We start from the raw sequence: 24,515 nt of genomic DNA, 5'->3' as shown, positions 1-24,515 counted from the left end.
CATTTCGAAAATCTGTAACAATTATTATGAGTTGTTAACAAAGAATTAACAAATATGTTAAGAAAAATCAAAATTTTAAAACAAATACACCTATAAAATGATATAATCATATCAAAATACATATAGGGGATGAGAGGTTATGGAGCTTATCCGTGATTTATTGATTCAAATTGCCATCATAATTTTGCCACTATTTTTATATGAAGCGATTCGTTTAAATCGCTATCAAGAAATGCCTCCGAAGCCAAATCGTTACTTTATTATGTTTTTATCTAGCGTTACGCTCGTTCTCTCCATGACATACTCTATTTGTTTTGGCAATGTGTGTGGGTATAACTTTCACCCCATTCCAATTGTCAGTGGTTTTTTATATGGTGGGATTGTTGGTTTAATCCCAGCGGTTATTTTTGTTGCATATGAATGGTTACTAAAGGGAATGAGCTTTCTTCCAGTTTTAGAAGTAATATTTCTATTGATAGTTCCGCTATTTTTATCAAAGAAATGGTCTCTTTTTTCAAGGGATAAGAAATTAATTTTAGCATTTATGATTTCATCATTTTATGTGCTTGTTTCTTTAGTATTAGGCATGATTAATGTTCTTTTGGAAACAGGATTTACACCGTATATTTCGCAAATATATAGCGGATTTATATTTGCCTCGCTTATCATGGTCATGACAATGGTATTTCAGGTGTATTTAACTGAATATTTAAATGAAAATGCATTGCTACGTACAGAGATGCAAAAATCAGAAAAGCTTAATATTGTAAGTGAGTTAGCAGCAAGTGTGGCACATGAAGTTCGAAATCCACTAACTGTTGTTCGTGGATTTATCCAATTGCTAGAAAGTACGGAAGATGTGAAGAATAAGGATTATATGCGTCTTGTATTAGCTGAATTGGATCGGGCGGAACAAATTATTTCAGATTACTTAAATTTAGCAAGGCCGCAAATTGAGAAAAAAGAACACATTTGTTTATCAGCCCAATTAATAGAAATGACCACTCTTATGTCGTCATTTGCAGCGATGCAAGGTGTATATTTACAAGTTGAAATTTCAGAAAGCCTTTATACGATTGGTGATAAGACAAAATTGAAGCAAGCTATTATGAATGTTGTTAAAAATGGTATTGAAGCAATTCAAGGAAATAAAGGATATTTAAAAGTAACAGCTATTCAAAAAGATGAAACAATCATAATAAGAGTTAAAGATAGTGGTGTTGGTATGACGAAAGAACAGTTAGCAAGGCTTGGGCAACCATATTATTCTTTAAAAGAAAAAGGGACAGGATTAGGACTTATGGTAACATTTAGTATTTTACAAGCGCATAATGGTACATTGGAATATAAGAGTGAAAGTGGAAAAGGCACTGAAGCAATTATTATATTACCAGCTGTACAAAATAAGGAATAAAAGTTACCGATGAAAGGTAACTTTTTAATTTATATTGTTTATTCATTTGTTTTTTCTTGTTTTGCTCGGCTAAATAAACTTTTAAATGATTGAAAGAAGCTTTGCTCTTTTGAGGCAGCAACCATTCTTTTTGTTTCTTGAATTTCTCGAATAACTTGCATAAGCTGTGCATCACGGTTACTGTCTTTGTTATAAATTTGACTAACAAGTTTATTCATTTTTTCTTCCTGTTTGGATTCTCGTTTATACATATGATTCATTAATAAGTCCATCTTTTCTTTTTGCAGTGCATCTGTTTGAGCGGCGTGATCGACTAACTCTTGAAGCATTTTTTCTTGAGAGCCTTCTTTTACATAAACTTGTTGCATCAATTCGTCTAGTTTCTCATCCTTTAAACGATTTTGTGTAATTAGAGTAGAATTTTGATGAATAATTGCTTCATTTAATTGAGCTAGCATTTCAAGTTTTAACATGAACTCCTCAAAGTTACGCCCATCTTCTTTTTCTTTCGTTTGTATCTCTTGCTTATCTTGTATAACTGGTACAGGTGGGGCCTCTTTTTCTTTTAAAATAATCGGTATCGTTTCTGAAATATCTTCTTGTAATGTAGCAGCTCTTTCGTGTATAGATTTCAATAGTTTTAAATCATCAAGTTTATAAATACGAGCATCAGCTGTTTTGGAAATCATATAACCATGTTCCTCTAACAGCTGACTATATTTGCGAACTATATGTTTTGGGATGCCTGTTTTATTCGTGACATCTTTCGTTTTATAGGTAGCTTCCATCATATTTCCTCCCCAAAAAGTATCGTATATATCATTTCAATCTTTTATGAGGACTTCCTTTGAAAAAGAATGTCGGAAGGCTATTAGTTTTCTACAGCATTAGTGAAAAAATGAAAATTTTTGGCGGAATGGCAAGGAATAACTAAAATAATGTCTGAAAACATATACAGGAGAAGTTTGTTATAATAACGGAGGAAAAGAAACTGGTAGAAACATGGAGGTATACATGAAGCAATTAAAAGGTATTATCATTTCAATTATCGCAATTCTGTCTATTTTAGTAGCAGTTTATGAAGTACTTGTGCCAGAGGAAACAAGTGTAAAGAAAACGAATACGTATGATCAAGTGTTAGAATTTCCGAAAGAACGTTATCCAGAGACAGGAAAACATATTACGGATGCTATAAAAGAAGGGCATTCAGAAGTTTGTACAATCGATCGTGGTGGTGCTGCAGATAGAAGGAAATTGTCGTTAGCACCATATCCATCAAAAAAAGGGTATGATCGTGATGAATGGCCAATGGCGATGTGCAAGGAAGGCGGAAAAGGAGCACATATTGAATATATAAGTCCGGCGGATAACCGTGGAGCAGGCTCTTGGGTAGGGAATAAGTTAGATAAATACCCAGATGGTACGCGAGTAAAATTTGAAGTGAAGTAGTAGTTGTATATTTCATAATGAAGGAGAAGGGGAACTATGGAGTTAACGATTTCTTATTCGCAATTAATGTTGATGAACTATGACGGTGAGCAGCCTTATGTAGATTGGACTGATGAAGATTTTGAAAGAGGTTATGCTAAGGCAGATGGAACTGTTATTTTTGAAGCACTTTCTGATTATACTTGTGAAGTGAAAGTGACCCCAGGGAAACATATTGAAAAAGAAGAAGTAGTTAGAACGATTACGGTTCCTTTTACAGTTGAAAATGAAAGTATCGTTATAACGAGTATTCTTTCTAATAAATTTCAAATACCTATTCCAAATGGTGAGTATACAGTTGTATTACAAGCAATTCCTCTTGAAGAGCCAACGGATGATGAATTATATAAAATACAATATGAATTCTTTTTTGAAAGTAAAGAATAAAAAATGGGTTATCCTGAGAAAAGGATAACCCATTTTTGTTATGCGTTTGTTTTTAAAAGGGAACGAGCATCTTTCGCTGCTTGCACCATATGTTCTAAAGCTGGAATAACTTCTTCTGTTCTTCTCGTTTTTAAACCACAATCGGGATTAATCCAGAAATATTTAGGATCACATACTTCTAAAGATTGTTCTACGATTTTATACATTTCATCTTTACTCGGTACACGTGGGCTATGAATATCATATACACCTAGGCCAATGCCTTTTTCATATGTTGTATGTTTTAATGTATCAATAAATTCTCCGTGACTTCTTGATGTTTCGATAGAAATTACATCTGCATCTAATGCGCGAATCGCGTCAACAATATCTTCGAAGTTACTGTAACACATATGAGTATGAATTTGTGTTTCATTTGCTACAGAAGAAGTTGCTAAAAGGAAGGATTGTACTGCCCATGTAATATAAGCATCCCAATCTTTTTCTTTTAGTGGCATTCCTTCACGAAGTGCGGGCTCATCGACTTGGATTACTCTAATTCCAGAAGATTCAAGTAGTTCAATTTCGTGACGAAGAGCTAGTGCAATTTGATACGAAACTTCTTTTCTTGGAATATCATTTCGAACGAAGGACCAATTTAAAATTGTAACAGGTCCGGTTAACATTCCTTTTACAACTTTCTCTGTTAAGCTTTGTGCATAAACTGTTTCCTTAATAGTCATGCCGTTAATAAAGGCTACATCACCATAAATAACAGGTGGTTTTACGCAGCGGGAACCGTATGATTGTACCCAACCGTTTTTAGTGAATGAGAAACCAGCAAGGCGCTCACCAAAATATTCGACCATGTCAGTTCTTTCAAATTCACCATGTACAAGTACATCAAGCCCAATTTCTTCTTGGTAACGAATCCATTTTTCTGTCTCTTTTTCAATAAATTGTTCATATTGGTCATTTGAAATAACACCGTTACGCCATTCTTTTCGCGTTTGACGAACTTCAGTTGTTTGCGGGAAGCTACCAATAGTCGTTGTTGGTAATAGCGGTAACTCTAGAGCAACTTGTTGTAATTCGTATCGTTTTTCAAATGGAAGAGGACGTGAAAAATCTTCTTCTTTTAGTGCTGTTCGTGCTGCTTTGACATCTTCTCGGTTACGTGCAGCAGATGAACGAATTGTATGATGTACGTTTCGATATGTTTCCAGCTCATTACTAATGCTTTCTGTACCTTGAGTGAGAGCGGAATGAATAAGAACTAACTCTTCTAATTTTTGATTTGCAAATGCTAACGCATCAAACAGCTCAGTCGATAAGTGAGTTTCTTCTGTTTTATCGATTGGTGTATGCAATAAGCTACAAGAAGGCTGAACGATGATATCTTTCGTTTGGACTTGTTTTTGTAACGTTGTAAATAACTCAAGAACTTCATCAAGGTCAGCTCTCCAAATGTTACGGCCATCTATACAACCGACAGCTAAAGTTTTATCAGCTGGGAATCCATATTTTGAAATAGCATTTAGATTACCTTCTTTACCATGAATGAAATCTAATCCAATACCGGATACCGGGAATGTAATAATTTCTTCATAGTTTTCTTCTACGCTATCAAAATATGTTTGTAAAAGAAGAGTCGCATTTGGAACTTCTTTACGAATAGCTTCATAAATTTCTTTTGCTTGTTGAACTTCTTTTTTAGTTAAAGAAGCGAAAATCGGTTCATCAACTTGAATGGCTTGTGCCCCAGCTGCATGTAGTTCTGAAAGCAGTTGTACGTAAGGTGCAACTAACTGTTTTAAAATGTTAGGAAATTGTTCTTGTGTATAGCCTTTAGCTAATTTTAAGAAAGTATATGGTCCTAAAATAACAGGCTTTCCATCTACTCCTAATTCTTGTTTTGCCTCTTCGTATAAGCGAAGTGGGCGATTATCTTTTAAAGAGATTTGTAATCCCTCTTCATATTCAGGAACGATATAGTGATAGTTTGTGTTAAACCATTTTGTCATTTCGGAAGCTACGTGATCTTTAGAGCCACGCGCCATTGCGAAATATACATCAAGGTAAGATGTAAACTCAGAAAAACGTGATGGAATAAATCCTAGCATATAGGCAGTATCCAAAACGTGATCATAATATGTAAAGTCGCCAATTGGAATGAGTTCAATCCCTTTTTCTTGCTGTACTTTTACGTGTTGAAGGCGAATTTCTTTCATTGTTGTTAAAAATTGTTCTTCATCGATTTTATTGGACCAAAAAGCTTCCAATGTTTTTTTCCACTCTCGTTGTAGTCCGATACGTGGATAACCTAAGTTACTTGTTTGAATTGCCATTTTAAATTCCTCCCTAATTGAAAGTAAGCATTTCCGTTTACTAGGAAATACCTATAACAAAAAGTACAAAGACATAGAAAATAAGCCTTCCTTTTTGTTTTAACACCTCATCATCATCCGTGAATCTATCAGTGTTGTTAAAACAGGCAGGTCTCCTGACTTATGCTTCATATAATTTCTTTCACCTTCCCGTTTTCACAGTGGCACCAAAAAGAAATCTCAGCATTTACAGTGGCGGGACCGTGTTGGAGTTTCACCAAGCTTCCCTTTTAAACACGAAACGAAACTTTCGTGTACCTATTTTCCTTTTGAAAGGAATTTAACAAGCCATATGATATTGAAACAAATTCTAACACAATTTTTGGAATTTTGTCTACTGTTTTGAAATAAGAAAATTCAAAAGTTTTTATTTCTTATTATTATGACTTTTCATCCTGGATTAACTAATAATATTACAGTATAAAAAGAGAAATTGAGCTATGAAAGAAGTAGGGATGCCTTCTTTCATAGCTCAATTTTCATCTATAGCAACTTCTGAAAGTCGGCCTGCTATAGCATCTTTAAGGAGGGTGTTTAGCCATTGTAATTCAACTGTAATATGCTCAATTACACTTTGCAAAATATATAGTTGTGCACGTGGAACCTTTCCTTTATTACAATCATATATCGTTTGCATAGTATGTAAATATTGAAGAGTATCGTTTTTCTTTTTTTCTAAAATAGGAACTAATTCATGATCATTGCTAAAGTGAGCGAAAGATAAGGCCGAATAAATAGGTTTATATATTTGGTTTTTGGCTTCGAATTGTTTTAATAGTAAAGTGTGGAATAGTTTTTTGCCTTCTTCTGTTATATGAAAAATCGTTTTGTCAGGTCGATTTGTGTCTCTAATTACATTTGTAATATGAATTGCGCCTTGCTTTTCTAATTGCTCGAAGGCGTAATAAAGTGATCCTTTAGCATATTTAATGTAACAATCCATTTGTCGTTCTTTCATAATATGCTGCACTTCATATGGATGTTTATCTCCTTCGAGTAGCAAGCCGAGAATGACTAATTTCATGCTCATGCTGTCTCAACTCCTGTATATAAAAACTTTATCCAGTAAGATCCCCACCCAAAAATTCAGCGGAAGCAAAGAAGTTAGGTGGGGATTAACTGCCCGTAAAAGCCCGATTGGTGAGGGCTAATAATCAGTGGGGGATGAACACCCCCCCACTGATTAAAGTTTCACTTTATACATATTATAAACGGCATATCCTTTTTCATAAAGGAATATGCCGCTTCTTTTTTATATTAACTAACTTGCTTTTGTTTTTCTTTCTTTTTAGGGCCTGTAAAGAGGCGTTCATTTCCCATAAGTAAAATACAAATAATACTTAGTACAGCCGGGATGAGTGCCCAGAAGAATGTATTCGCAATAGATGTAGCGAGAGCTTCTTTAATACCCGCTAATATTTCAGCAGGAATTTTTGCGGTAGCGCCTGGTGATAATAAGAAACTTGTGTCTCCGCCTTTTGGAGCTAATTTTGCTAGTTCAGGGGGAAATACAGAGTTTAGTTTATCTGTAAAAATATGATTTTGAATTGTACCGAAAATCGTTACACCAAGAGTCATACCGAGTGATCGGAAGAATGAGTTTGTTGATGTCGCCGAACCACGGTCCCGCATTTCCAACTTGTGAATAGAAGACATACTTAATACTGAGAATGAGAAACCAACACCAAGCCCAGCGAGAATCATAAATAGTGTTACGAGTAAACGAGGTGTGTCCATTGTTAAAGTACTTAATAAATAAATACCAAGAACGAAGAAGAAACCAGATACCATCATAATGTTACGATAGCTTGTTCGAGACGCTAATTGTCCTCCGGTTTGACTTCCAATTACAGAACCAACCATCATTGGTGTTAAAATTAATCCAGCATTAGAGGCGGAACCTCCAAGAACGCCTTGAATGAAGATTGGAATATAAACTGTACAGATAATAAAAGCGGCACCATAGAAAAAGGCAACTCCTTGACTAGCTGCGAATAAAGGTTTTTTAAATAGATGGAACGAAATAATAGGCTCGGTTGCTTTTCGTTCTACAAAGAAGAAAATAATAAGCGTAATAACTACTGTTGTAAATAAGCCAATAATTACAGTAGAATTCCAGGCATATTCTTTACCACCAAGTTCTAATGCGAACATTAAGCAAACGATACTTATGACAAGTGTAATAGCACCAGCCCAATCAATTTTTTGTTTTCTAAATTCTAGAGACTCACTGTAGTATTTAGTAATGAAGAAAAAGGAGATAAGTCCTAATGGAATATTAATATAGAAGACCCAATGCCAACTTATATAGTCTGTAATATAAGCACCTAATAAAGGACCGAATACACTAGATGTCCCGAAAACAGCACCGAATAGTCCTGTCATCTTTCCGCGTTTTTCTGGTGGGAAGATATCGTACATAATTGTGAAGGCGATAGGCATAAGGGCACCACCACCGATACCTTGAATAGCTCTATAAATACTTAATTGCTCAATACTTGAAGCTGTTCCGCAGAGCGCAGAACCGAATAAGAAAAGAATGAGGCCACCAATATAAAAACGTTTCCGTCCGTACATATCAGAAAGTTTCCCGAAGATAGGCATCCCTGCCATTGTTGCTACCATATAAGCTGATGTGACCCAAACAAACTTATCAAATCCTCCTAGGTCTCCAACGATTGTTGCCATTGCGGTTGCAACGATTGTATTATCCATTGCGGCCATTAATATACCAAGCAGTAAACCAGCAACAACAAATTTTGTCTTGTTGGCTTCTTTTTTTAATGGTTGAGTTTCCAAATATAACCCTCCTTTAGAAATAAGTAAACTATATTAAGTTTTGAGTGCAGTGGATAAAAAATTTTAATGTATAGTTGATTTTAATTTCTTTTCCATAAGTGCACTGATATGCCATAAAGAATATTATAGTCAAATTTGACTATAAGGCAAACTTTTTCTTACGTCAAAATATTCTTTCGTATGAGTAGAGAACGAGTGAGCCATACTGAATATTGCTATGAAGGGAATGAAGTAAATTGTAAAAAAATTTCATAAAGAACACCTTCTGTTAATAGATGAAAAATGGTTTTTTCTTCATATTGTCGAATAGGATAAAAGGAAGAGAAATATTAAACATTGCTTGTAGCAAGCTTTAGTAATTTGGGGAATTCATTGTGTGTATGTTACATCTGAAATGAGGTGAATATATATTATGAAAATATGGGGACGAATTTCGGATACAGGAAAATATTCAATACCGCTACAACCAGTATTGTGGATTGACGGATCGAAAAAGGAAAACGAATTTCCTCAAGTAGCCGTTACATTACAAATTGGTAGTATGTATACAGAACAGTTTTCGTATGAATTGACCTACGATGTAAACGACATACTTATTATGCGAATTGAAGTGGAAAATAAAGGGGTAGAAATGATTTCGAGAGTTGTTGTAAGTCATATGATTCGAGATTACTTTGCTTATATTCCTAATTCTTTAAAAGTTGATAAGGGGATAAGTGAGTTTTTATTCCAGCTTGTTAGATGGCGAATTGATGATTTGTTACCGAATGAGAAGGTGGAACTACGTTGTAAAATAAAAGCTAATAAAGATAAAGCTCTTAAACAAACATTCTTTCAGGCTACATATACATTTCAAGATAAAGAGATATCATATGGCCCACTGCAAACAAATGAAGTTGTTGTGCGTCAATGATAAAAAGGAACCTGTACAAAAGGTTCCTTTTTTAGTGAAGGTTGTGTTTTTTGAGTATTTTCTTTTGCTCCATTCCTTTTTTTCCTACATAGTTATTTTTGTAGCCAAAGTATAGAATAAATAAAAATGAAACAACATTAACAATAGCGTCGATTTGATCGTTTGTAATAAAGTGTATCCCGAAAGAGGTAAATAATAATTTTAATGATAATAGAAAACCAGCTAGTAAACGCATAGCATCTGATAGATTCTCTTTTTGTAGCATATAGATTACTCCTTTCTATAAAAGTTATATATTATATATATGAAATAGAGTAGAAAAGGTATACAAGCTTAAGCAGAAATGTACATTGCATATGTACATTTTTTATTTTGTAGAAAAACATTATTGATATAGAAACATATATTGGTATAAAAGGGGGAAAAGTATGAAACATAAAGGGAAAATTAGTGGATTATTGCTTGGCAATACTGTGGCAGTTACAGAATGGATTGCACTTCAGGATGTAATTGCAAAACTGGATTCACGATCATTTTATACCGTCTTTATTATTTATATATTGCAAATGATACTAAGTTATTATTTTGGACATTGGTACGATAAAAGAGCGAACGAGCGTATGGGTATGGAAGTAGGAGGAATGGCAAGCAATGATTTTGTTGTTGATTTTTTTGGGAAAGTAGCTGCTTTATCTGAAAGAGATTCTCGTAATATTACAGTGTACATTCTTTCTGTAAAAGAATGGGAAGGATTAAAAGACACGTTGCAAGAAAAAAAGTTGGGAGTGTTAGTACAAAAATTAGAGAGTACCATTGTAAAGACAATTCGGAAGGGCGATGTTGTTACAAAGTGGGATGAAAATAAGTACGTTATTGTAGCAATTGATAATGGTCATGAAACATCAACAATAACAAAACGATTAATGAAAAATATTGAAAGTGAAATAGAAGGTGATTTACTCAGTGTCACTCTTTTATTTGGAGCAGCTAGCTATCCAGTAGAAGGAAAAACGTTTGAAGAACTGTTGAGAAAGTCGCAAAATCAATTGTACCAGTATAGAAATTTGCAAGAAAATGAGTGAAGCTTTGATTTGAAGATATATGATAGGAAGATGTTTTATTTGTAACATTTTTTTGACTTTTATTACAAAAAAACGCCACGTTTGTAATAAAAGTCTTTAAAAATATATGAAATAAGCATATAATTATGATGGTAGTGTCAATGCAATTTGCACAGTGTGTTTTATTTTAAAAGTGTAGAGGAAAGCAAGCTCTACACTTTTCCTTTTTAGGAAATGAAAAGAATATTTGTAAGTTGTTGCGAGATATCGATTGTACTGTGTAAAATGAACAAAGAGATTAATTGGTAGAAAGCTGGAAAGGGAATGATAGACGTGAGAGCGGAGCGATCACCTTTTATCAGGTGAACTATTATAGTCTTATTAAGACTGAGGTGAAATTCCGTGGACATTAAAGTAATACATAGTGTGAACAGGCCTTAAAAAACACGAAGTAGTATACTTAAAGATGGATATGGAATTGCTAAATAATTCAAAAAGAATAATGTAATATCAAGTAATAATTTGTACAAACAATATTAATGATCTTCGTAAAAAAGATGCGAGTGTATAGAACAATTACATATTTTATAACTTTTTTATATTACACGATGGTCGTTTATAAGTAGGAGGAAGAGATGTTGAAATATAGTAAATTAGCAATTGTAACTGCATTATCAATGATTTTATTAGCCGGTTGTTTCGGTCCGAAACCAGAAGAAGAATTATATGTAGCGTTTGAAAACGCTGCTAAACAAGAAAAAACAATGTTTGAAGATGCAAAAAAACTTGAGACTTTAGAGAAAGAAGGACAAGAATTATATAACCAGATTGTTCAAGAAGGAAAAGATAATAATCAAACTGTTAAAGAAAAACTGAATCAAGCAGTGAAAAATACAACTGAACGAGAAAAAGTGCTTGCAAAAGAAAAAGAAGTTTTAAATAAAGCGCAAGAAGAAGTGAAGTCAGCTGATAAGTATGTGAAGAAAATTGAAGATAAGAAATTGAAAGATCAAGCTGATAAAGTGAAAAGCACGTATGAGAAACGACACGATTCATTTAATAAAATGTATGACAGCTATGACAAATCTTTAAAACAAGAAAAAGAGTTATATACAATGTTACAAGATAAAGGTACTAAATTAAAAGATATTAGTGAAAAAGTAAAAGTAGTAAATCAATCTTATAAGGATATTGAGTCAGAAAAAGATAAATTTAATGAATTCACAAAGTCTTATAATACAGAAAAAGTAGCTTTTTATAAACAAGCAAATATTAAAATTAAAGAAGAGAAAAAATAAAACAGTTTGGCCTACACTTGGCCAAACTGTTTTATTTTTTTGTATAAGTACGACTATACCATGGAACAGGTTCACTTAATTTTTTTTCTTGTTTTAATGCTTCAGGACCAATATAATCTTGAATTGTTTTTTTTGCCACTGTTAAAGATAAGGTTGTTTTCGGATTTCGATAGGAGGATTCAAGATGACCAAGATGCGGTAGAATTCGAAAATCTTCTTTCGTAGGAGGGATGTGGAAAAAATAATCGCCTAAACGTATAAGGACATCAGATTGTTGTTGGCTAAAACGTGGGTTTCTAGAAAAATGTAATCCTTCTTTAATTGCTTTTTTTTCAGCAATCAAACGTTCTAAAGCTGTCTTTTTTAACCAGTATAAATATTTAGGATTAGTAGCTGCTTTAGCATGACGATTCACAACGAAAATAGATTGAGCTAGTCGATTAATAGAATGTTGGTTTTGTAATTGAGATTGTGGTTGTGAAGGTTTCATATTGAATCTCCTTTCAATTTTTCATTATTATACCATAAATAAAATAGGTATTTATTATACGCAAAAAGTGATTGTATATATTTTCAATATTAAAGCAATATTGTTACAAAAAACAACTATTTTGTATAATAGTAATAGAATATGTTTTTGAAATTTGATAATGAAAGAGTGAGAAGTTTGAAAGAAATATTAAAACAACAGTATGCCATTATAGATATTGGATCTAATACAATGCGTTTAGTTATTTATGAAAAGCAAAATGGAGGTTTTTATAAAGAGATTGAAAATACGAAAGTTGTTGCTAGGTTAAGGAATTACTTAATTGATGGTGTGTTGAATGAAGAGGGAATAGAAGTATTATTACAGACATTATTTCAATTTCAAGAAAGTACAAGATTCCATCAGTTGCATCATGTACTTTGTGTTGCAACAGCAACAATTAGACAGTCGGAGAATCAAGAGGAAATTAAAAAGCTTGTCGAAGGACAAACGGACTTTACTCTTAGAGTATTATCAGAGTATGAGGAAGCGCGTTACGGATACTTGGCGGTTATGAATTTTACATCGTTTTCAGAAGGAATAACGGTAGATATCGGCGGGGGAAGTACGGAAGTTACATACTTTAGAAATAGAGAAATTTTAGATTACCATAGTTTTCCATTCGGGGCACTTTCTTTAAAGCAACAATTTATTAAAGGGGATATTCCTACTAAAGATGAGTTAGAGGGAATGCAACAGTATTTAGAGTTTCAATTTCGAACGTTACCATGGTTAATCAATAAGAAATTACCTCTTATTGCAATTGGTGGTAGTGCTAGGAACTTAGTGAAAATCCATCAAAATTTAATATGTTATCCTATAGCAGGATTACATTTATACAAGATGAAAGAAGAAGATATTGAAAGTGTAAAAGATGAATTGGAAAAATTGTCGTTCATAGAACTTCAGAAATTGGAAGGATTGGCAAAAGATCGAGCAGATACGATTATTCCAGCGGTTGAAGTATTTCATACACTTGTTAATGTTATAGAGGCACCGGCATTTGTATTAAGTAGAAAAGGGTTAAGAGAAGGTGTTTTCTATGAAGAGTTGACAAAAGATTTGGGGATTTCATATTATCCGAACGTAGTTGAAGAAAGTCTGCATTTACTATCACATGAATACGAAATGGACATGGAATTTGTTATTCAGCTTATTAAACATGGAAGACTAATTTGCAAACAACTTGAGGAAATAGGGCTTATTTCTATGTCAGTAAAAGACTGGGAAGTGTTCCATCAAGCAGCGAAAGTATTTAATATAGGCAAATATATAGACGAAGAAGCAAGCCGTTTACATACGTTTTATTTATTAGCGAATAAGACAATTGATGGCATGATGCATAAAGATCGAGTAAGGCTAGCGCTTATTGCATCGTATAAATCAAAAATGTTATTTAAACAACATTTATCTCCATTTGAAGGTTGGTTTGATAAAAGCGAACAAAAAAAAATACGCCTGTTAGGAGCTGTTTTACAATTTTCAGCTACTTTAAATGTAAGGCAACGATCGCTTATTGATACCATATCTATAACAGAAAACGAAGAAGGATTAACATTTAAAGCTTTATGTGAAAAATCGGCATTAGCGGAAAAAGTGCAGGCTGAAAAACAAAAAAAACAGTTAGAAAGAGTATTAAAAACGAATATTAACTTGTTATTTGAACTAAAACATTAGGTTGTACGGATGTCTTTACAAAAAATTTACACTTTATAATATTGTAATTTGCTAAAATAAAAGTAACTAAATTATAGTGAAAAAGTTTCAAGGGGAAGTGTGAAGAGAATGGAATTATTGAAGGGGAATGCAGTAAATTTAAATGATACAGCTTATTACAATAATCGAGAGTTAAGTTGGTTAGCATTTAATGAACGTGTCTTACAAGAAGCGCAAGATGCAAATAATCCACTTTTGGAAAGATTGAAATTTATTAGTATTTTTAGTTCGAATTTAGATGAATTTTTTATGGTACGTGTAGCGGGATTAAAGGATCAAGTGAGTGCTGGATTTAATCAGCCAGAAAATAAAGCTGGCTTAACACCAAAAAAGCAATTAAATAAAATTGCGATAAAAGCCCATGCACTAATGACAGTACAATATGATACATTTAAAAATTATGTATTACCAGCGCTTGAGTTAGAGGGAATTGAACGTTTAACATTCAATGATTTGACGAAAGAGCAGCGAGAATTTATAGAAGAGTATTTTGATGAGCAAATTTTTCCGGTGTTAACTCCTGTAGCTATTGATGCATATCGCCCATTTCCAATGTTATTAAACAAAAGTTTGAATTTGGCTACTCTTTTATATGATGAGAAGCAAGCGGAAGAGGAAAACAGGACGAAGTTAGGAATTGTGCAAGTTCCTTCATTACTTGAGCGCTTCATAATTTTACCGAGCGAAGGGCAAAAGCATAAATTTATTTTATTAGAAGACGTAATTAGTAGCTTTACTCATAAATTATTTACGGGATATACAGTATCATCTGTTACTCGTTTCCGTATTACACGCAATGCAGATTTAACGATTCATGAAGAAGGTGCGAGAGATTTATTAAAGGTAATTGAAAAAGAATTAAAAAAGCGTAAGTGGGGGGCTGCTGTTCGTTTAGAAGTTGGGAAAGAACACATTGATGAAAGAGTACTAGCGTTATTATATGAGGTTCTGGAAGTAAAAGATGAAGATGTATATATAATGGATGGTCCATTAGATTTAACATGTTTGTTTTCTTTATATAAAAAACTAGCTCCTTTATATGAACATCTTGTATATCCGGCTCTTATTCCGCAACCACCTCAAGATTTAGGTGATGAAGAAGATGTATTTGAAAAAGCAATTGAGCATGATATTTTATTACATCATCCTTTTGAATCATTTCAGCCGGTAGTTGATTTTGTCCGTGATGCGGCGGACGATCCGAATGTACTTGCGATTAAACAAACGTTATATCGTGTAAGTGGTGATTCACCGATTATTCAGGCGTTAAAGATAGCGGCTGAAAAGGGAAAACAAGTTACAGTATTAGTTGAATTAAAGGCAAGATTTGATGAAGAAAACAATGTTCATTGGGCTAAAGAATTGGAACAGGCAGGCTGTCATGTTATTTACGGTGTAAGTCACTTGAAAACACATAGTAAAATTACATTAGTTGTAAGAAGAAAAAACGGAAAAATCGAAAGGTTCGTACATCTCGGAACTGGAAACTATAATGATGCAACAGCGAAGTTATATACTGATTTTGGATATATTACATCAAGAAAAGACTTTGGGGTTGATGCAACCAATTTCTTTAATTATTTAAGTGGTTATACAACAAAGCCACATTTTCATCATTTATCGGTTGCTCCATTTGATATAAGAGAGCAATTTATAGATTTAATAGATGAAGAAATCCGTTATCATAGGCAATATGGAAATGGATATATTATCGCTAAGATGAATTCATTAACAGATAAACCATTAATTAAAAAAATGTACGAAGCATCACAAGCTGGAGTAAAGGTAGAGCTCATTGTTCGAGGGACATGTTGTTTAAGACCTGGCATTCCAAATGTAAGTGAAAATATTCGTGTAGTTAGTGTTGTTGGAAGATACTTAGAGCATAGCCGTATTTATTATTTCCATCATAATGGGGAGGAGAAAATATATTTATCTTCAGCTGATTTGATGACGCGAAATATGGAGAAGCGAGTGGAAATATCTTTCCCGATATTAGATATTGAAATGAAGGCACGAATTAAGGCGATTTTACAGCTTACATTAGCTGATAATGTGAAAACACGTGAACAAAATAAAGATGGTGATTACTATTATGTTATTAATAGTAGTACAGAAGAAATTGATAGCCAAGTGAAGTTGTTTAAGATGGCATATCAAAATACAGACGCTGAATAATGAAAAAAGTAAAAACCTCTTATGTCAATAAGAGGTTTTTACTTTTTTCTACTCATATGCTCCAAAAATGGAAGGATGAGTAGAAACAATAGTTTTATTATAAGCGTGTAATGAGATGGCTCGTTGAGAGAATAATATTTGAAAGAATCGTTATTTTAACTTAGTAATAGTATGGTTGCTGACATGGTCCACCGTAACAAGGATAAGGTGCTGGCGGCGGGAAAGGTGGTGGATAAGGTGGATAAAATGGTCGAGGGCCGAAAGCTAATGCTCCACCGAGCAATCCACCAGCAATTCCAGCTAGAAAGGGAACGCCAAAAAACGGGAAGAAGCGTGAGTCGCCTACTGGACCAATAGGTGCTGAACGGACTGGAATTGGTTGATAATATGGATACATGAACATACCTCCTTTATTGGACTCACTTTTATCATATGGTAAACAAAACGTGGATGAGCGCGTACAAGAAAGGATATGTAAGAAAATAGGCGAATTATTACGAATGTTGGAGTGTGAAAATTGTGATTTCAGGTTTTGACATAAAGCGAAATGGGACACGTGTTCTTCCCAGGCCTCGATTGACATAGAGAGTTAAATCCTGAATTGTATAGAAGCCTTCAATATAGTCTTTGGCGAGTGAAGGTGTAATAATAGCTCCTAAAAAAGGAATTTGTACTTGTCCGCCGTGACTATGACCAGAAAGTTGCAAGTTGATTGGATATTTAGAAACTTTGGGCGCGATATCTGGTTCGTGAACAAGAACAATGTTATAAGTACTTTGCCGTGCATGCTCTAATGTTTTCTCTATTTTTGGTTTGCCTAATAGTATATCATCGAGACCGAAAATAGAAATTTCACTATTATCCATTAGATGAATTCTTTTTTCACTATTGAGCAATAGCTCAAATCCTGATTCACGCATGATGTGCTCATAGTATTCAGTTCCATATCCACCGTGATCATGGTTACCATAAATAGCGAATTTACCAAAGGGGGCTTGTATATTTTTTAAAATGGATGCAACGAAAGGAGTGTCAGTATACGTTTGATAATTATCAATGAGATCTCCGGTAAAAAGGACAATATCTGGATTTACAGCATTAATTTTAGAAACAACTTTAGATAAATGTTGAAGCGAGAAATAGTATCCGAGATGTAAATCGCTGAATTGAAGAATTTTCATACCATGAAAACTTTTTGGGATGAGTTGTGATTTTAATGTGTGCTGTGTAAAAGAAATGAAATGGGGCTCTATATATTTAGCATAGTAGTATCCGATGCTACTGGTTATAAATGAATAGAGACAAGTACGCATACCAATTTTTAAAAAATTTCTTCTTGTAATGTGCTTCATAAAAATATGAGTATACCTCAATGTTTTCATTCCATTTATAGGCTACTCAAATCTCCTTTCAGTTTATTTAAAATATACTTTACATAATAAAAAGTAGTATAGATTACGAAAAAAAATGAATAAAAAGAAAGTTCTTTACGCTAAAATATCAGAAAAGTTTAAAAATATAAAGATTTCTATTAAATAAAGTGATAAAATGAATGTGTATTCATTTTTTGGAGGGGATGTATGTGAAAGAAAAGGTAGTTATTATAACAGGTGGATCGAGTGGAATGGGAAAAGGAATGGCGACTCGTTTTGCAAAAGAAGGGGCACGAGTTGTTATTACAGGACGTACAAAGGAAAAACTAGAGGAAACAAAGTTGGAAATTGAACAATTTCCAGGGCAAGTATTACCTGTACAAATGGATGTAAGAAATACGGATGACATTCAGAAAATGATTGAACAGATTGATGAGAAGTTTGGTAGAATTGATGTTTTAATAAATAATGCAGCTGGAAACTTTATTTGTCCAGCAGAAGATTTATCTGTGAATGGCTGGAATTCAGTCATTAATATTGTATTAAACGGTACGTTTTACTGTAGTCATGCTGTCGGAAAATATTGGATTGAAAAAGGTATAAAAGGGAATATCATTAACATGGTAGCAACATATGCATGGGATGCTGGTCCAGGAGTTATTCATTCGGCTGCAGCGAAGGCAGGAGTATTAGCGATGACGAAGACGCTCGCTGTTGAGTGGGGACGTAAATATGGAATACGAGTTAACGCTATCGCGCCAGGACCAATTGAACGTACGGGCGGTGCTGATAAATTATGGATTTCAGAAGAAATGGCTAAACGTACGATACAAAGTGTTCCGCTTGGAAGGCTGGGTACGCCAGAAGAAATCGCTGGTCTAGCTTATTATTTATGTTCAGATGAAGCTGCGTACATAAATGGAACTTGCATGACAATGGATGGAGGACAACATTTACATCAATATCCATTTTAAAAGGGATAAAAAAATGAATATTTGATTCATTTTTTTATGGCTAAATGTGACGGAATTGTGACATATGAAAGAAAAGTGTTTACAAGAGGTCATATATACGTTATATTTAAGACCTCTTTTTTCTTCATAGTAGAATTGCTAATTCCCCTTAGCATTTTACCCCTCTAATCCCTTCAGGAAAACTGAAGGGATTTTTTATTATTTTTCCGTAAATATCATGTTATAATTTTTGAAAAGTAAAGGGAGGGAAGCACGTTGATAGATGCATTAGATGTAATGAGTAACTTGGATAAAGTCCTTCCTTATTATCAAGCTATTTTTAGTGCTGATGAGCATACTGTAATTGGATACGAAGTAGTAGGACGTATTCAAACAGAAGAGGGCATACAAAGTTTAGCTTCTTTCTTTCACGATGATTCGATTCCAAGTGAATTTCAACTGGAAGCGGATAATATTATAGTAGAAAAAGCTTTAAATCGTTATTTAGAAAGCGATCAAAAATTATTATTATTTATACATCGGAATGCTAATGTATTAATGAATGATGATGATGAAAGCTTGCTTCAACTTTTATTGAGGTATGAAGAACAAGGTTTAAATTTAAAACAAATTGTTTTAGAGATTACAGAACATGAATGTAAAGAAGATATAGAGCAATTTAATCATTTGCTTATGTATTATCGTACATATGGTATTCAAATTTCGATTAATAAAGTCGGAACGGGCACAAGTAATTTAGAGCGTATTAGCGTGTTAGCACCTGATATTTTAAAAGTAGATTTAACGAACTTAAGGCAAACAGCACTTTTACAATCTTATCAAGATATTTTATATTCTTTATCATTACTTGCTAGAAGAATTGGTGCAACTTTGTTATATGAAGAAATAGATGCTTTTTATCAACTGCAATATGCTTGGAAGAACGGCGGAAGATATTATCAAGGTAATTATTTGAAAGAATGTTTACCTGATTTTATTGAAACGAATGTTTTGAAAGAGCGACTAGGTAATGAATGTCATCAGTTTATTCAGCATGAAAAGAAGAAGTTACAAAAAATTTATAATTTAACAGAGATGTTACGCGATCGCATTGGCGATGTTTTATCAAAACAAAAAAAGAATGAAGATATAAATGATTGGTTATTACAATTTAGTCAAAGTGTATCACAGTGTAGTTTTCGTATATTTATTTGTAATGAAGATGGTTTCCAACAATCAGGAAATGTTATGAAAAAAGATGGAGAATGGATTGTGATGCCGGATTATTATATGAAGAACTGGAGTTGGCGCCCGTATTTTCTCGAGAATATCATGAAAATGCGTTTTGAGAATAAGGCGAGGCTTTCAGATTTATATGCAGATATTGAAACGGGAGAAATGGTACGAACATTTTCTTTCCCGATTGATGATGACAACTTTTTATTTATAGATTTATCTTATGAATATTTATATGAAGAAGATGTTTTATTTTAATGCACGAAGAGATTCGTGCATTTTTTGTTTGTTTTTATCATAAATTGGTAATAGTGAAAATGGTGATGAAAATGCTGTCTATCGTTGTAAAGATTTTACGAACGAAATCTGTCCTGTCTTTGCATAATCATTGTTACAATGAATACTACAAAGACAAGTTCTTTTAAAAGGAAGGTGAAAAAATGAGGAAATATGGAATATGGCTTGTTCTATTTGTATGTGTTGCCTTTCTAGTTGGTTATAGTGTTACGACTGTTTTAGGAAAAGAGGAAGTGGAAGTCGATCGGAAAGAAGTATTTACAACGATACAAAAAGGCTATGAAACCCAGTTTTCAATTCGTGGGAAGCATTTGCCGATGAATAAGATGATAGAGACGTTATCACCGTATTTTACAGATAATTTCCTTCAAGTATTTACAGATGAAAATAGCAGAAGTGATAAACAAAGTGGTGAATATTTACTTCCGGCAAAAGAAGCACCGTTTTCTTTTAATTCAGAAACGAAAATGTCGTATGATGAAGAACATAAAAATTTATATGTATATGAGCGGACAAAAAGTGGACAGTATCAAATTGTAACATTGAAAAGGGATCAAGATAAATGGAAGCTAGCAGGATATCATGAAAGTCAGGAACTTTTAACTGAAATAAAAAGGTTGCAACAATTATAAAGTGAAACTTTTAATCAGTGGGAGGGATTACTCTTCCATCTAACTTCTTTGCTGTAGCTAAATTTGGGGTAGGAGTTTTACTACCCACAAATAGCGGGATAAGAATAGGAATAGGTATTTACCTATTCCTATTCTATATTGAGTAGTTGTTGTAACTTTTCAATTTGAAACCCTGCAACTACTTCGCCATCAATTACGACTGTTGGAGTTGAATAAGAATCATAGTCGTATAAAAGACGATTGCGAGCAGCAGCGTCTTTTTTTACGTCAAATTCTTCATATGCAACGTTATTATGCTTCAAAAATTCTTTCACAATAACACAGGGCGGACAATCGGGTTGTGTATAAACCTCAATTTTTTTCATTGTTATTCCTCCTTTTTTCTGTTTTTTATTATATTCTTCCAGTATAAAAACCGCAATAAAGAAGGGGAAATATGTTCTTTCTGTTTTTTTCTTCGCATTTCGACAAATTTTTAGTTGAGTTTCTGGCCAATAACCTTTATCCTAGAGTGTGGAACATTTTTTCTGTTATGACGGATAGAATGAGTATAGCTGTAAAACCTATTGGTAGGAAGATCAGAGAAAGGAGAGATTTCATGTCTCTACTCCAAGGAATTTTAACTCGACTTGTTAGTCTACAAGAACAAGCTGAAAGCGGTGAAGTAGCACAACGCTATTTTGAAGTGAACGGTGAGCGCAAATGTAGCGTGAAATTTTTCGATAAAAGTGAAATGTATGAGTTAGAAGTGTATCAACAAGGTGAAAAACCTCAAGTGTATCAATTCGATAATATCGACATGGTTGCAATTGAGATTTACGATATCATTTCTTGATACATATAAAAAAGGTACTGCCATGTGGCAGTACCTTTTTTAGTTCTATTACTTTCTAGTGGAATGTATAGAAGTTTTTTATTTTTCCTACAATGGTATTAAAATGAAATTTTAATCCGTGCAAGTTTGCTTATCCATGTGGAAAATGAGTCCCGTCAACCGGGTGAATATGTGAAGCTAAACTTCTCACAATCGCTGGGTTCTGCAAATAGCGGGAGAAATATAACTAGGAGGTTATCGTATGGAACGTTTACCAGTTGTGATTTGTCCTAATTGTCAAAGTTCTGCTGAGATTATTCATGTATTAACGGCTCAATCTAATCAAAATGTAATTTATACGTGCCAAGTTTGTCACTTTGTAATTCGAAATATTGAAACGAATAAAGGATAGGAAGTTATAATTTTAGTTTTTGTCCCATACAATGAGAATACGAAAAGTCTGTCTAATTGAAAGGACGTGACTCTGTGGACGGTGCACATAAATTTTACAATGTTTCAGAGAGACATTTAAATTTTGATATGGTCTTTAACCGTATTTGTAGTTTCATTGAAAAGGATCCGCGAAATTTATATCGATTATCCATTGGGACAGACTCACAAGCGCATCAAAAGGATACGAGGTTTATTACAGCAATCCATATTCATCGTGTTGGAAAAGGTGCCTGGGGCTGTTTACACCATAGATCAGTAAAAGATAAGCCGGCAACCTTACGTGAGAAAATATATTTAGAAACGCAGTTTAGTCAAGAAATCGCATGTCTATTTACGCCTACTCATATACAAACAATATGGGAGTTATTGCATCCTTATGCTCAAGATGGGGCTGGATTCATAATGGAAATTCATTTAGACATTGGGAATGATGGTTTAACAAAAGAATTTATTTTAGATATGACAGAAAAAATTCGAGCGATGGGATTAACTGCAAAAATTAAGCCAGATGCTTATGCGGCGTTTAGCTATGCAAATCGATATACGAAATGATTTTTTTTGTATGTATACGATTGCTACATATCTTTTAATAAAAACTGAATATTACATCTATTAAATAGGTTGAATTTTTTATATAATAAGAGTAACGATGCGAGTGTAAGGAGAGGGGTATATGCAAAGGGAAGTTGTTTTAACGAAGGAAGAAGAAAGTTTACTACTAGATATTTTATTTCAGCAAAATTACGCAAGTGAAATTTTAGCTGTGGAACTTACAGATATTGAGAATGGTTTGAAACAGACAGATGTGATGCAATATAAAAAAATCACAAGGTTATTTTACAGATTAAAAAATAAAGGGTATTAAGCGCTACCGGAATGGTAGTCTTTTTTTTGTGCTGTATGCTAAAATAGCTGTGTGATTGTATTTTTATTGAAATAAATTTAGGACAAAATAATAATATGAAAACGCTGTCATAAAATGTGAATAGAGTTGTGAACATAAGCAGGAAAAAGGGAAAATGGGGGATGTAATATGATTAGTATTCCGAAAGACGAATTTCAACAAATTCTTGTGAAGGATTTAATGATTTCATCGGAAAAAGTAGCTCATGTCCAAATTGGAAATAGTTTAGAACATGCTTTACTCGTTCTTGTGAAATCTGGATATTCGGCGATACCTGTCTTAGATCCAATGTATAAACTACATGGTTTGATTAGTACTGCCATGATATTAGATGGTATGTTAGGATTAGAACGTATTGAGTTTGAAAGACTCGATGATATGAAAGTAGAGCAGGTGATGAAAGAAGATATACCTGTTCTTAAATTAGACGATTCATTTGCAAAAGCTTTAGAAATGACAATTGATCATCCTTTTATTTGCGCTGTTAATGAAGAAGGCTATTTTGAGGGGATTTTAACACGTCGGGCTATTTTAAAATTGTTGAATAAGAAAGTAAGGCAACATAATCGATAACGTAAGAAAAGTGACTTCATAGAAACGAAGAAGTCACTTTTTTTTCGTGCATATCACTTGTGTATGTATTATATTTAAAAAGACATAAAACATAAGGAAAGTTTGCGCTGGACAATTGTATTTTCTGAATGAAAGCATTCGGGTAAATTAAGGATGAAAAGCTTATTGAAATAAGGTGTATGGAAGCTAAGGAAAGAGGGAGAAAGTTGCAAATTGATGATTTTCAAATGATGGTTGTGTTAGCTCAGGAATCAAATATGAGAAAAGCGGCGGAACGTTTATTTGTTTCCCAACCTGCGCTGAGTCAACGATTACAATCTATGGAGAAACAATGGGGAATGAAGTTTTTTATTCGCTCACAAAAAGGATTGACAATTACACCTGAAGGGGAAAAAGTTGCAAATTATGCTAAAGAAATGTTGCAAAGGGAAGAAGATATAAAAAGTGAGCTAGCTGTTTTCAGAACGGAAACTCATGGAACGTTAAAAATAGCTGTTGCATCAGTTATTGGTCAATATTGGCTCCCTCCTGTTTTGAAAAAGTTTGTGCATAAATATCCTTCTGTCAAGATATCGCTGTTTACTGGATGGAGTAGTGAAGTGCAAAAGCAGTTTTATGAAGGAGACGTTCATGTTGCTATACTGAGGGGAACACAAGAATATAAAGGTCAGAAGCAACAATTATTTGAAGATGAACTGTATTTAGTTGATAAAGAAATAAAAGATATTTCGATGTTAAAAGAAACAAATAGGCCGTTCATTCAATTTAAAAGTGATTCGACTTATTATGGACAAATACAAAATTGGTGGTATGGTTTATTTTCTAATCCGCCTAAGCGAACGATTGTAGTTGACCAAATTGAAACATGTAAACAACTTGTTTTAAATGGTATAGGTTATGCCCTTTTACCTTCTACTGTTTTAAAGGAAGTACAGGAAAATATGTATAAAACACCTGTTCAACTGACGAGAGAAACATGGTTGTTAACAAGTGACTCGGCAAGGCAGTTGAAGCAAGTACAAGCATTTTTAGAAATTATAGAAGAAATTCAAAGGGAAAAATAAGATTATTATCTTGCTACTCGCTCTTTCGTTTGGTAGAGTAACATTATAAATGGATTTAGGAGGCAAC

The 24,515-nt window shown here is 33.5% G+C and carries 26 protein-coding genes and 1 riboswitch; of the genes, 17 read left to right on the top strand and 9 right to left on the bottom strand.

Annotation, left to right across the window (positions count from 1 at the left end):
- Positions 1-139: 139 nt before the first annotated feature.
- Positions 140-1,414 (top strand): sporulation sensor histidine kinase KinB, encoded by a 1,275-nt coding sequence (gene kinB, locus N2V80_RS20035; RefSeq protein WP_000420369.1) that lies wholly within the window; start codon positions 140-142, stop codon positions 1,412-1,414.
- Between the two features lie 38 nt (positions 1,415-1,452).
- Here kinB and N2V80_RS20030 read toward each other — a convergent pair whose 3' ends face one another.
- Positions 1,453-2,202 carry a DUF3967 domain-containing protein gene (locus N2V80_RS20030; RefSeq protein ID WP_000388471.1) on the bottom strand — a complete coding sequence of 250 codons (750 nt, stop codon included), beginning with the start codon at positions 2,200-2,202 and terminating at the stop codon, positions 1,453-1,455.
- 226 nt (positions 2,203-2,428) lie between these two features.
- Here N2V80_RS20030 and nucA point away from each other — a divergent pair, with 226 nt between their 5' ends.
- The gene (nucA, locus tag N2V80_RS20025; RefSeq protein ID WP_000811494.1) at positions 2,429-2,863 is read left to right on the top strand and encodes a DNA-entry nuclease; all 435 of its coding nucleotides are present in this window, start codon (positions 2,429-2,431) and stop codon (positions 2,861-2,863) included.
- A 36-nt stretch (positions 2,864-2,899) separates the two neighbouring features.
- On the top strand, positions 2,900-3,289 hold the full coding sequence (gene comJ / locus N2V80_RS20020; protein ID WP_000424030.1) for a competence protein ComJ: 390 nt from the start codon (positions 2,900-2,902) through the stop codon (positions 3,287-3,289).
- 38 nt (positions 3,290-3,327) lie between these two features.
- Here the strand turns inward: comJ and metE are convergent, their stop codons facing one another.
- The 3 genes from metE to N2V80_RS20005 all read right to left on the bottom strand — a co-directional run bounded on the left by metE (position 3,328) and on the right by N2V80_RS20005 (position 8,454).
- Entirely contained in the window at positions 3,328-5,616 is a 2,289-nt protein-coding gene (gene metE / locus N2V80_RS20015) for a 5-methyltetrahydropteroyltriglutamate--homocysteine S-methyltransferase (protein ID WP_001007604.1), read from the bottom strand.
- A gap of 128 nt (positions 5,617-5,744) precedes the next feature.
- A riboswitch (cobalamin riboswitch) is annotated at positions 5,745-5,932 on the bottom strand.
- A gap of 195 nt (positions 5,933-6,127) precedes the next feature.
- Positions 6,128-6,685 (bottom strand): PadR family transcriptional regulator, encoded by a 558-nt coding sequence (locus N2V80_RS20010; protein ID WP_000062063.1) that lies wholly within the window; start codon positions 6,683-6,685, stop codon positions 6,128-6,130.
- 227 nt (positions 6,686-6,912) lie between these two features.
- Complete coding sequence (locus N2V80_RS20005; RefSeq protein WP_000449909.1) at positions 6,913-8,454, bottom strand: MDR family MFS transporter; 1,542 nt, start codon at positions 8,452-8,454, stop codon at positions 6,913-6,915.
- A 412-nt stretch (positions 8,455-8,866) separates the two neighbouring features.
- Between N2V80_RS20005 and N2V80_RS20000 the strand changes: the two genes are divergently transcribed.
- Positions 8,867-9,367, top strand: coding sequence for a hypothetical protein (locus tag N2V80_RS20000; RefSeq protein WP_000708120.1), 501 nt, complete (start codon positions 8,867-8,869; stop codon positions 9,365-9,367).
- A 31-nt stretch (positions 9,368-9,398) separates the two neighbouring features.
- Here N2V80_RS20000 and N2V80_RS19995 read toward each other — a convergent pair whose 3' ends face one another.
- A complete protein-coding gene (locus N2V80_RS19995) occupies positions 9,399-9,632 on the bottom strand; it encodes an SPP1 phage holin family protein (protein ID WP_000939448.1) in 234 nt (77 codons plus the stop codon).
- A gap of 163 nt (positions 9,633-9,795) precedes the next feature.
- On the opposite strand from N2V80_RS19995, the gene N2V80_RS19990 reads away from it, so the two are divergent.
- Together N2V80_RS19990 and N2V80_RS19985 are read left to right on the top strand one after the other, a co-directional pair.
- Positions 9,796-10,449, top strand: coding sequence for a diguanylate cyclase domain-containing protein (locus N2V80_RS19990; protein ID WP_000680811.1), 654 nt, complete (start codon positions 9,796-9,798; stop codon positions 10,447-10,449).
- A 614-nt stretch (positions 10,450-11,063) separates the two neighbouring features.
- Complete coding sequence (locus N2V80_RS19985) at positions 11,064-11,726, top strand: YkyA family protein (RefSeq protein WP_000922482.1); 663 nt, start codon at positions 11,064-11,066, stop codon at positions 11,724-11,726.
- A gap of 31 nt (positions 11,727-11,757) precedes the next feature.
- Here the strand turns inward: N2V80_RS19985 and N2V80_RS19980 are convergent, their stop codons facing one another.
- Entirely contained in the window at positions 11,758-12,216 is a 459-nt protein-coding gene (locus tag N2V80_RS19980) for a YkyB family protein (protein ID WP_000804862.1), read from the bottom strand.
- Between the two features lie 141 nt (positions 12,217-12,357).
- Here N2V80_RS19980 and N2V80_RS19975 point away from each other — a divergent pair, with 141 nt between their 5' ends.
- Together N2V80_RS19975 and N2V80_RS19970 are read left to right on the top strand one after the other, a co-directional pair.
- Positions 12,358-13,932 (top strand): Ppx/GppA phosphatase family protein, encoded by a 1,575-nt coding sequence (locus N2V80_RS19975; RefSeq protein WP_061654442.1) that lies wholly within the window; start codon positions 12,358-12,360, stop codon positions 13,930-13,932.
- 108 nt (positions 13,933-14,040) lie between these two features.
- Positions 14,041-16,149, top strand: coding sequence for a polyphosphate kinase (locus tag N2V80_RS19970; RefSeq protein WP_000421677.1), 2,109 nt, complete (start codon positions 14,041-14,043; stop codon positions 16,147-16,149).
- 160 nt (positions 16,150-16,309) lie between these two features.
- On the opposite strand, the gene N2V80_RS19965 is transcribed toward N2V80_RS19970, so the two are convergent.
- Together N2V80_RS19965 and N2V80_RS19960 are read right to left on the bottom strand one after the other, a co-directional pair.
- Positions 16,310-16,546, bottom strand: coding sequence for a hypothetical protein (locus N2V80_RS19965; RefSeq protein ID WP_000283738.1), 237 nt, complete (start codon positions 16,544-16,546; stop codon positions 16,310-16,312).
- A 97-nt stretch (positions 16,547-16,643) separates the two neighbouring features.
- Positions 16,644-17,501, bottom strand: a complete 858-nt coding sequence (locus N2V80_RS19960; RefSeq protein WP_033667426.1) for a metallophosphoesterase — start codon at positions 17,499-17,501, stop codon at positions 16,644-16,646.
- A gap of 230 nt (positions 17,502-17,731) precedes the next feature.
- On the opposite strand from N2V80_RS19960, the gene fadH reads away from it, so the two are divergent.
- The 3 genes from fadH (at position 17,732) to N2V80_RS19945 (ending at position 20,640) form a co-directional block, all read left to right on the top strand.
- A complete protein-coding gene (fadH, locus tag N2V80_RS19955) occupies positions 17,732-18,496 on the top strand; it encodes a 2,4-dienoyl-CoA reductase (RefSeq protein ID WP_000660913.1) in 765 nt (254 codons plus the stop codon).
- Positions 18,497-18,751: 255 nt separating this feature from the next.
- The gene (locus N2V80_RS19950; RefSeq protein WP_000564306.1) at positions 18,752-19,969 is read left to right on the top strand and encodes an EAL domain-containing protein; all 1,218 of its coding nucleotides are present in this window, start codon (positions 18,752-18,754) and stop codon (positions 19,967-19,969) included.
- A gap of 182 nt (positions 19,970-20,151) precedes the next feature.
- On the top strand, positions 20,152-20,640 hold the full coding sequence (locus tag N2V80_RS19945; protein ID WP_001233804.1) for a DUF3993 domain-containing protein: 489 nt from the start codon (positions 20,152-20,154) through the stop codon (positions 20,638-20,640).
- 128 nt (positions 20,641-20,768) lie between these two features.
- Here N2V80_RS19945 and N2V80_RS19940 read toward each other — a convergent pair whose 3' ends face one another.
- On the bottom strand, positions 20,769-21,005 hold the full coding sequence (locus N2V80_RS19940) for a glutaredoxin family protein (RefSeq protein WP_000717875.1): 237 nt from the start codon (positions 21,003-21,005) through the stop codon (positions 20,769-20,771).
- 233 nt (positions 21,006-21,238) lie between these two features.
- Here N2V80_RS19940 and N2V80_RS19935 point away from each other — a divergent pair, with 233 nt between their 5' ends.
- From N2V80_RS19935 to N2V80_RS19910, 6 genes are all read left to right on the top strand, one after another.
- The gene (locus N2V80_RS19935) at positions 21,239-21,475 is read left to right on the top strand and encodes a YkuJ family protein (protein ID WP_000055151.1); all 237 of its coding nucleotides are present in this window, start codon (positions 21,239-21,241) and stop codon (positions 21,473-21,475) included.
- A 241-nt stretch (positions 21,476-21,716) separates the two neighbouring features.
- The gene (locus N2V80_RS19930) at positions 21,717-21,866 is read left to right on the top strand and encodes a hypothetical protein (RefSeq protein WP_000440540.1); all 150 of its coding nucleotides are present in this window, start codon (positions 21,717-21,719) and stop codon (positions 21,864-21,866) included.
- Positions 21,867-21,940: 74 nt separating this feature from the next.
- Positions 21,941-22,459, top strand: a complete 519-nt coding sequence (locus N2V80_RS19925; protein ID WP_000348489.1) for a ribonuclease H-like YkuK family protein — start codon at positions 21,941-21,943, stop codon at positions 22,457-22,459.
- A gap of 121 nt (positions 22,460-22,580) precedes the next feature.
- Entirely contained in the window at positions 22,581-22,772 is a 192-nt protein-coding gene (abbA, locus tag N2V80_RS19920) for an antirepressor AbbA (protein WP_001188692.1), read from the top strand.
- Positions 22,773-22,940: 168 nt separating this feature from the next.
- Positions 22,941-23,384, top strand: coding sequence for a cyclic-di-AMP-binding protein CbpB (gene cbpB / locus N2V80_RS19915; protein WP_000623579.1), 444 nt, complete (start codon positions 22,941-22,943; stop codon positions 23,382-23,384).
- A gap of 179 nt (positions 23,385-23,563) precedes the next feature.
- Entirely contained in the window at positions 23,564-24,448 is an 885-nt protein-coding gene (locus tag N2V80_RS19910; protein ID WP_001987174.1) for a LysR family transcriptional regulator, read from the top strand.
- The last annotated feature ends 67 nt before the right edge of the window (positions 24,449-24,515 follow it).

Source organism: Bacillus sp. FSL W8-0640 (assembly GCF_038007725.1).
Taxonomy (GTDB): domain Bacteria; phylum Bacillota; class Bacilli; order Bacillales; family Bacillaceae_G; genus Bacillus_A; species Bacillus_A cereus.
The sequence above is the reverse complement of the archived record's forward strand: the minus strand, read 5'-3'. Positions and strand labels throughout refer to the sequence as shown.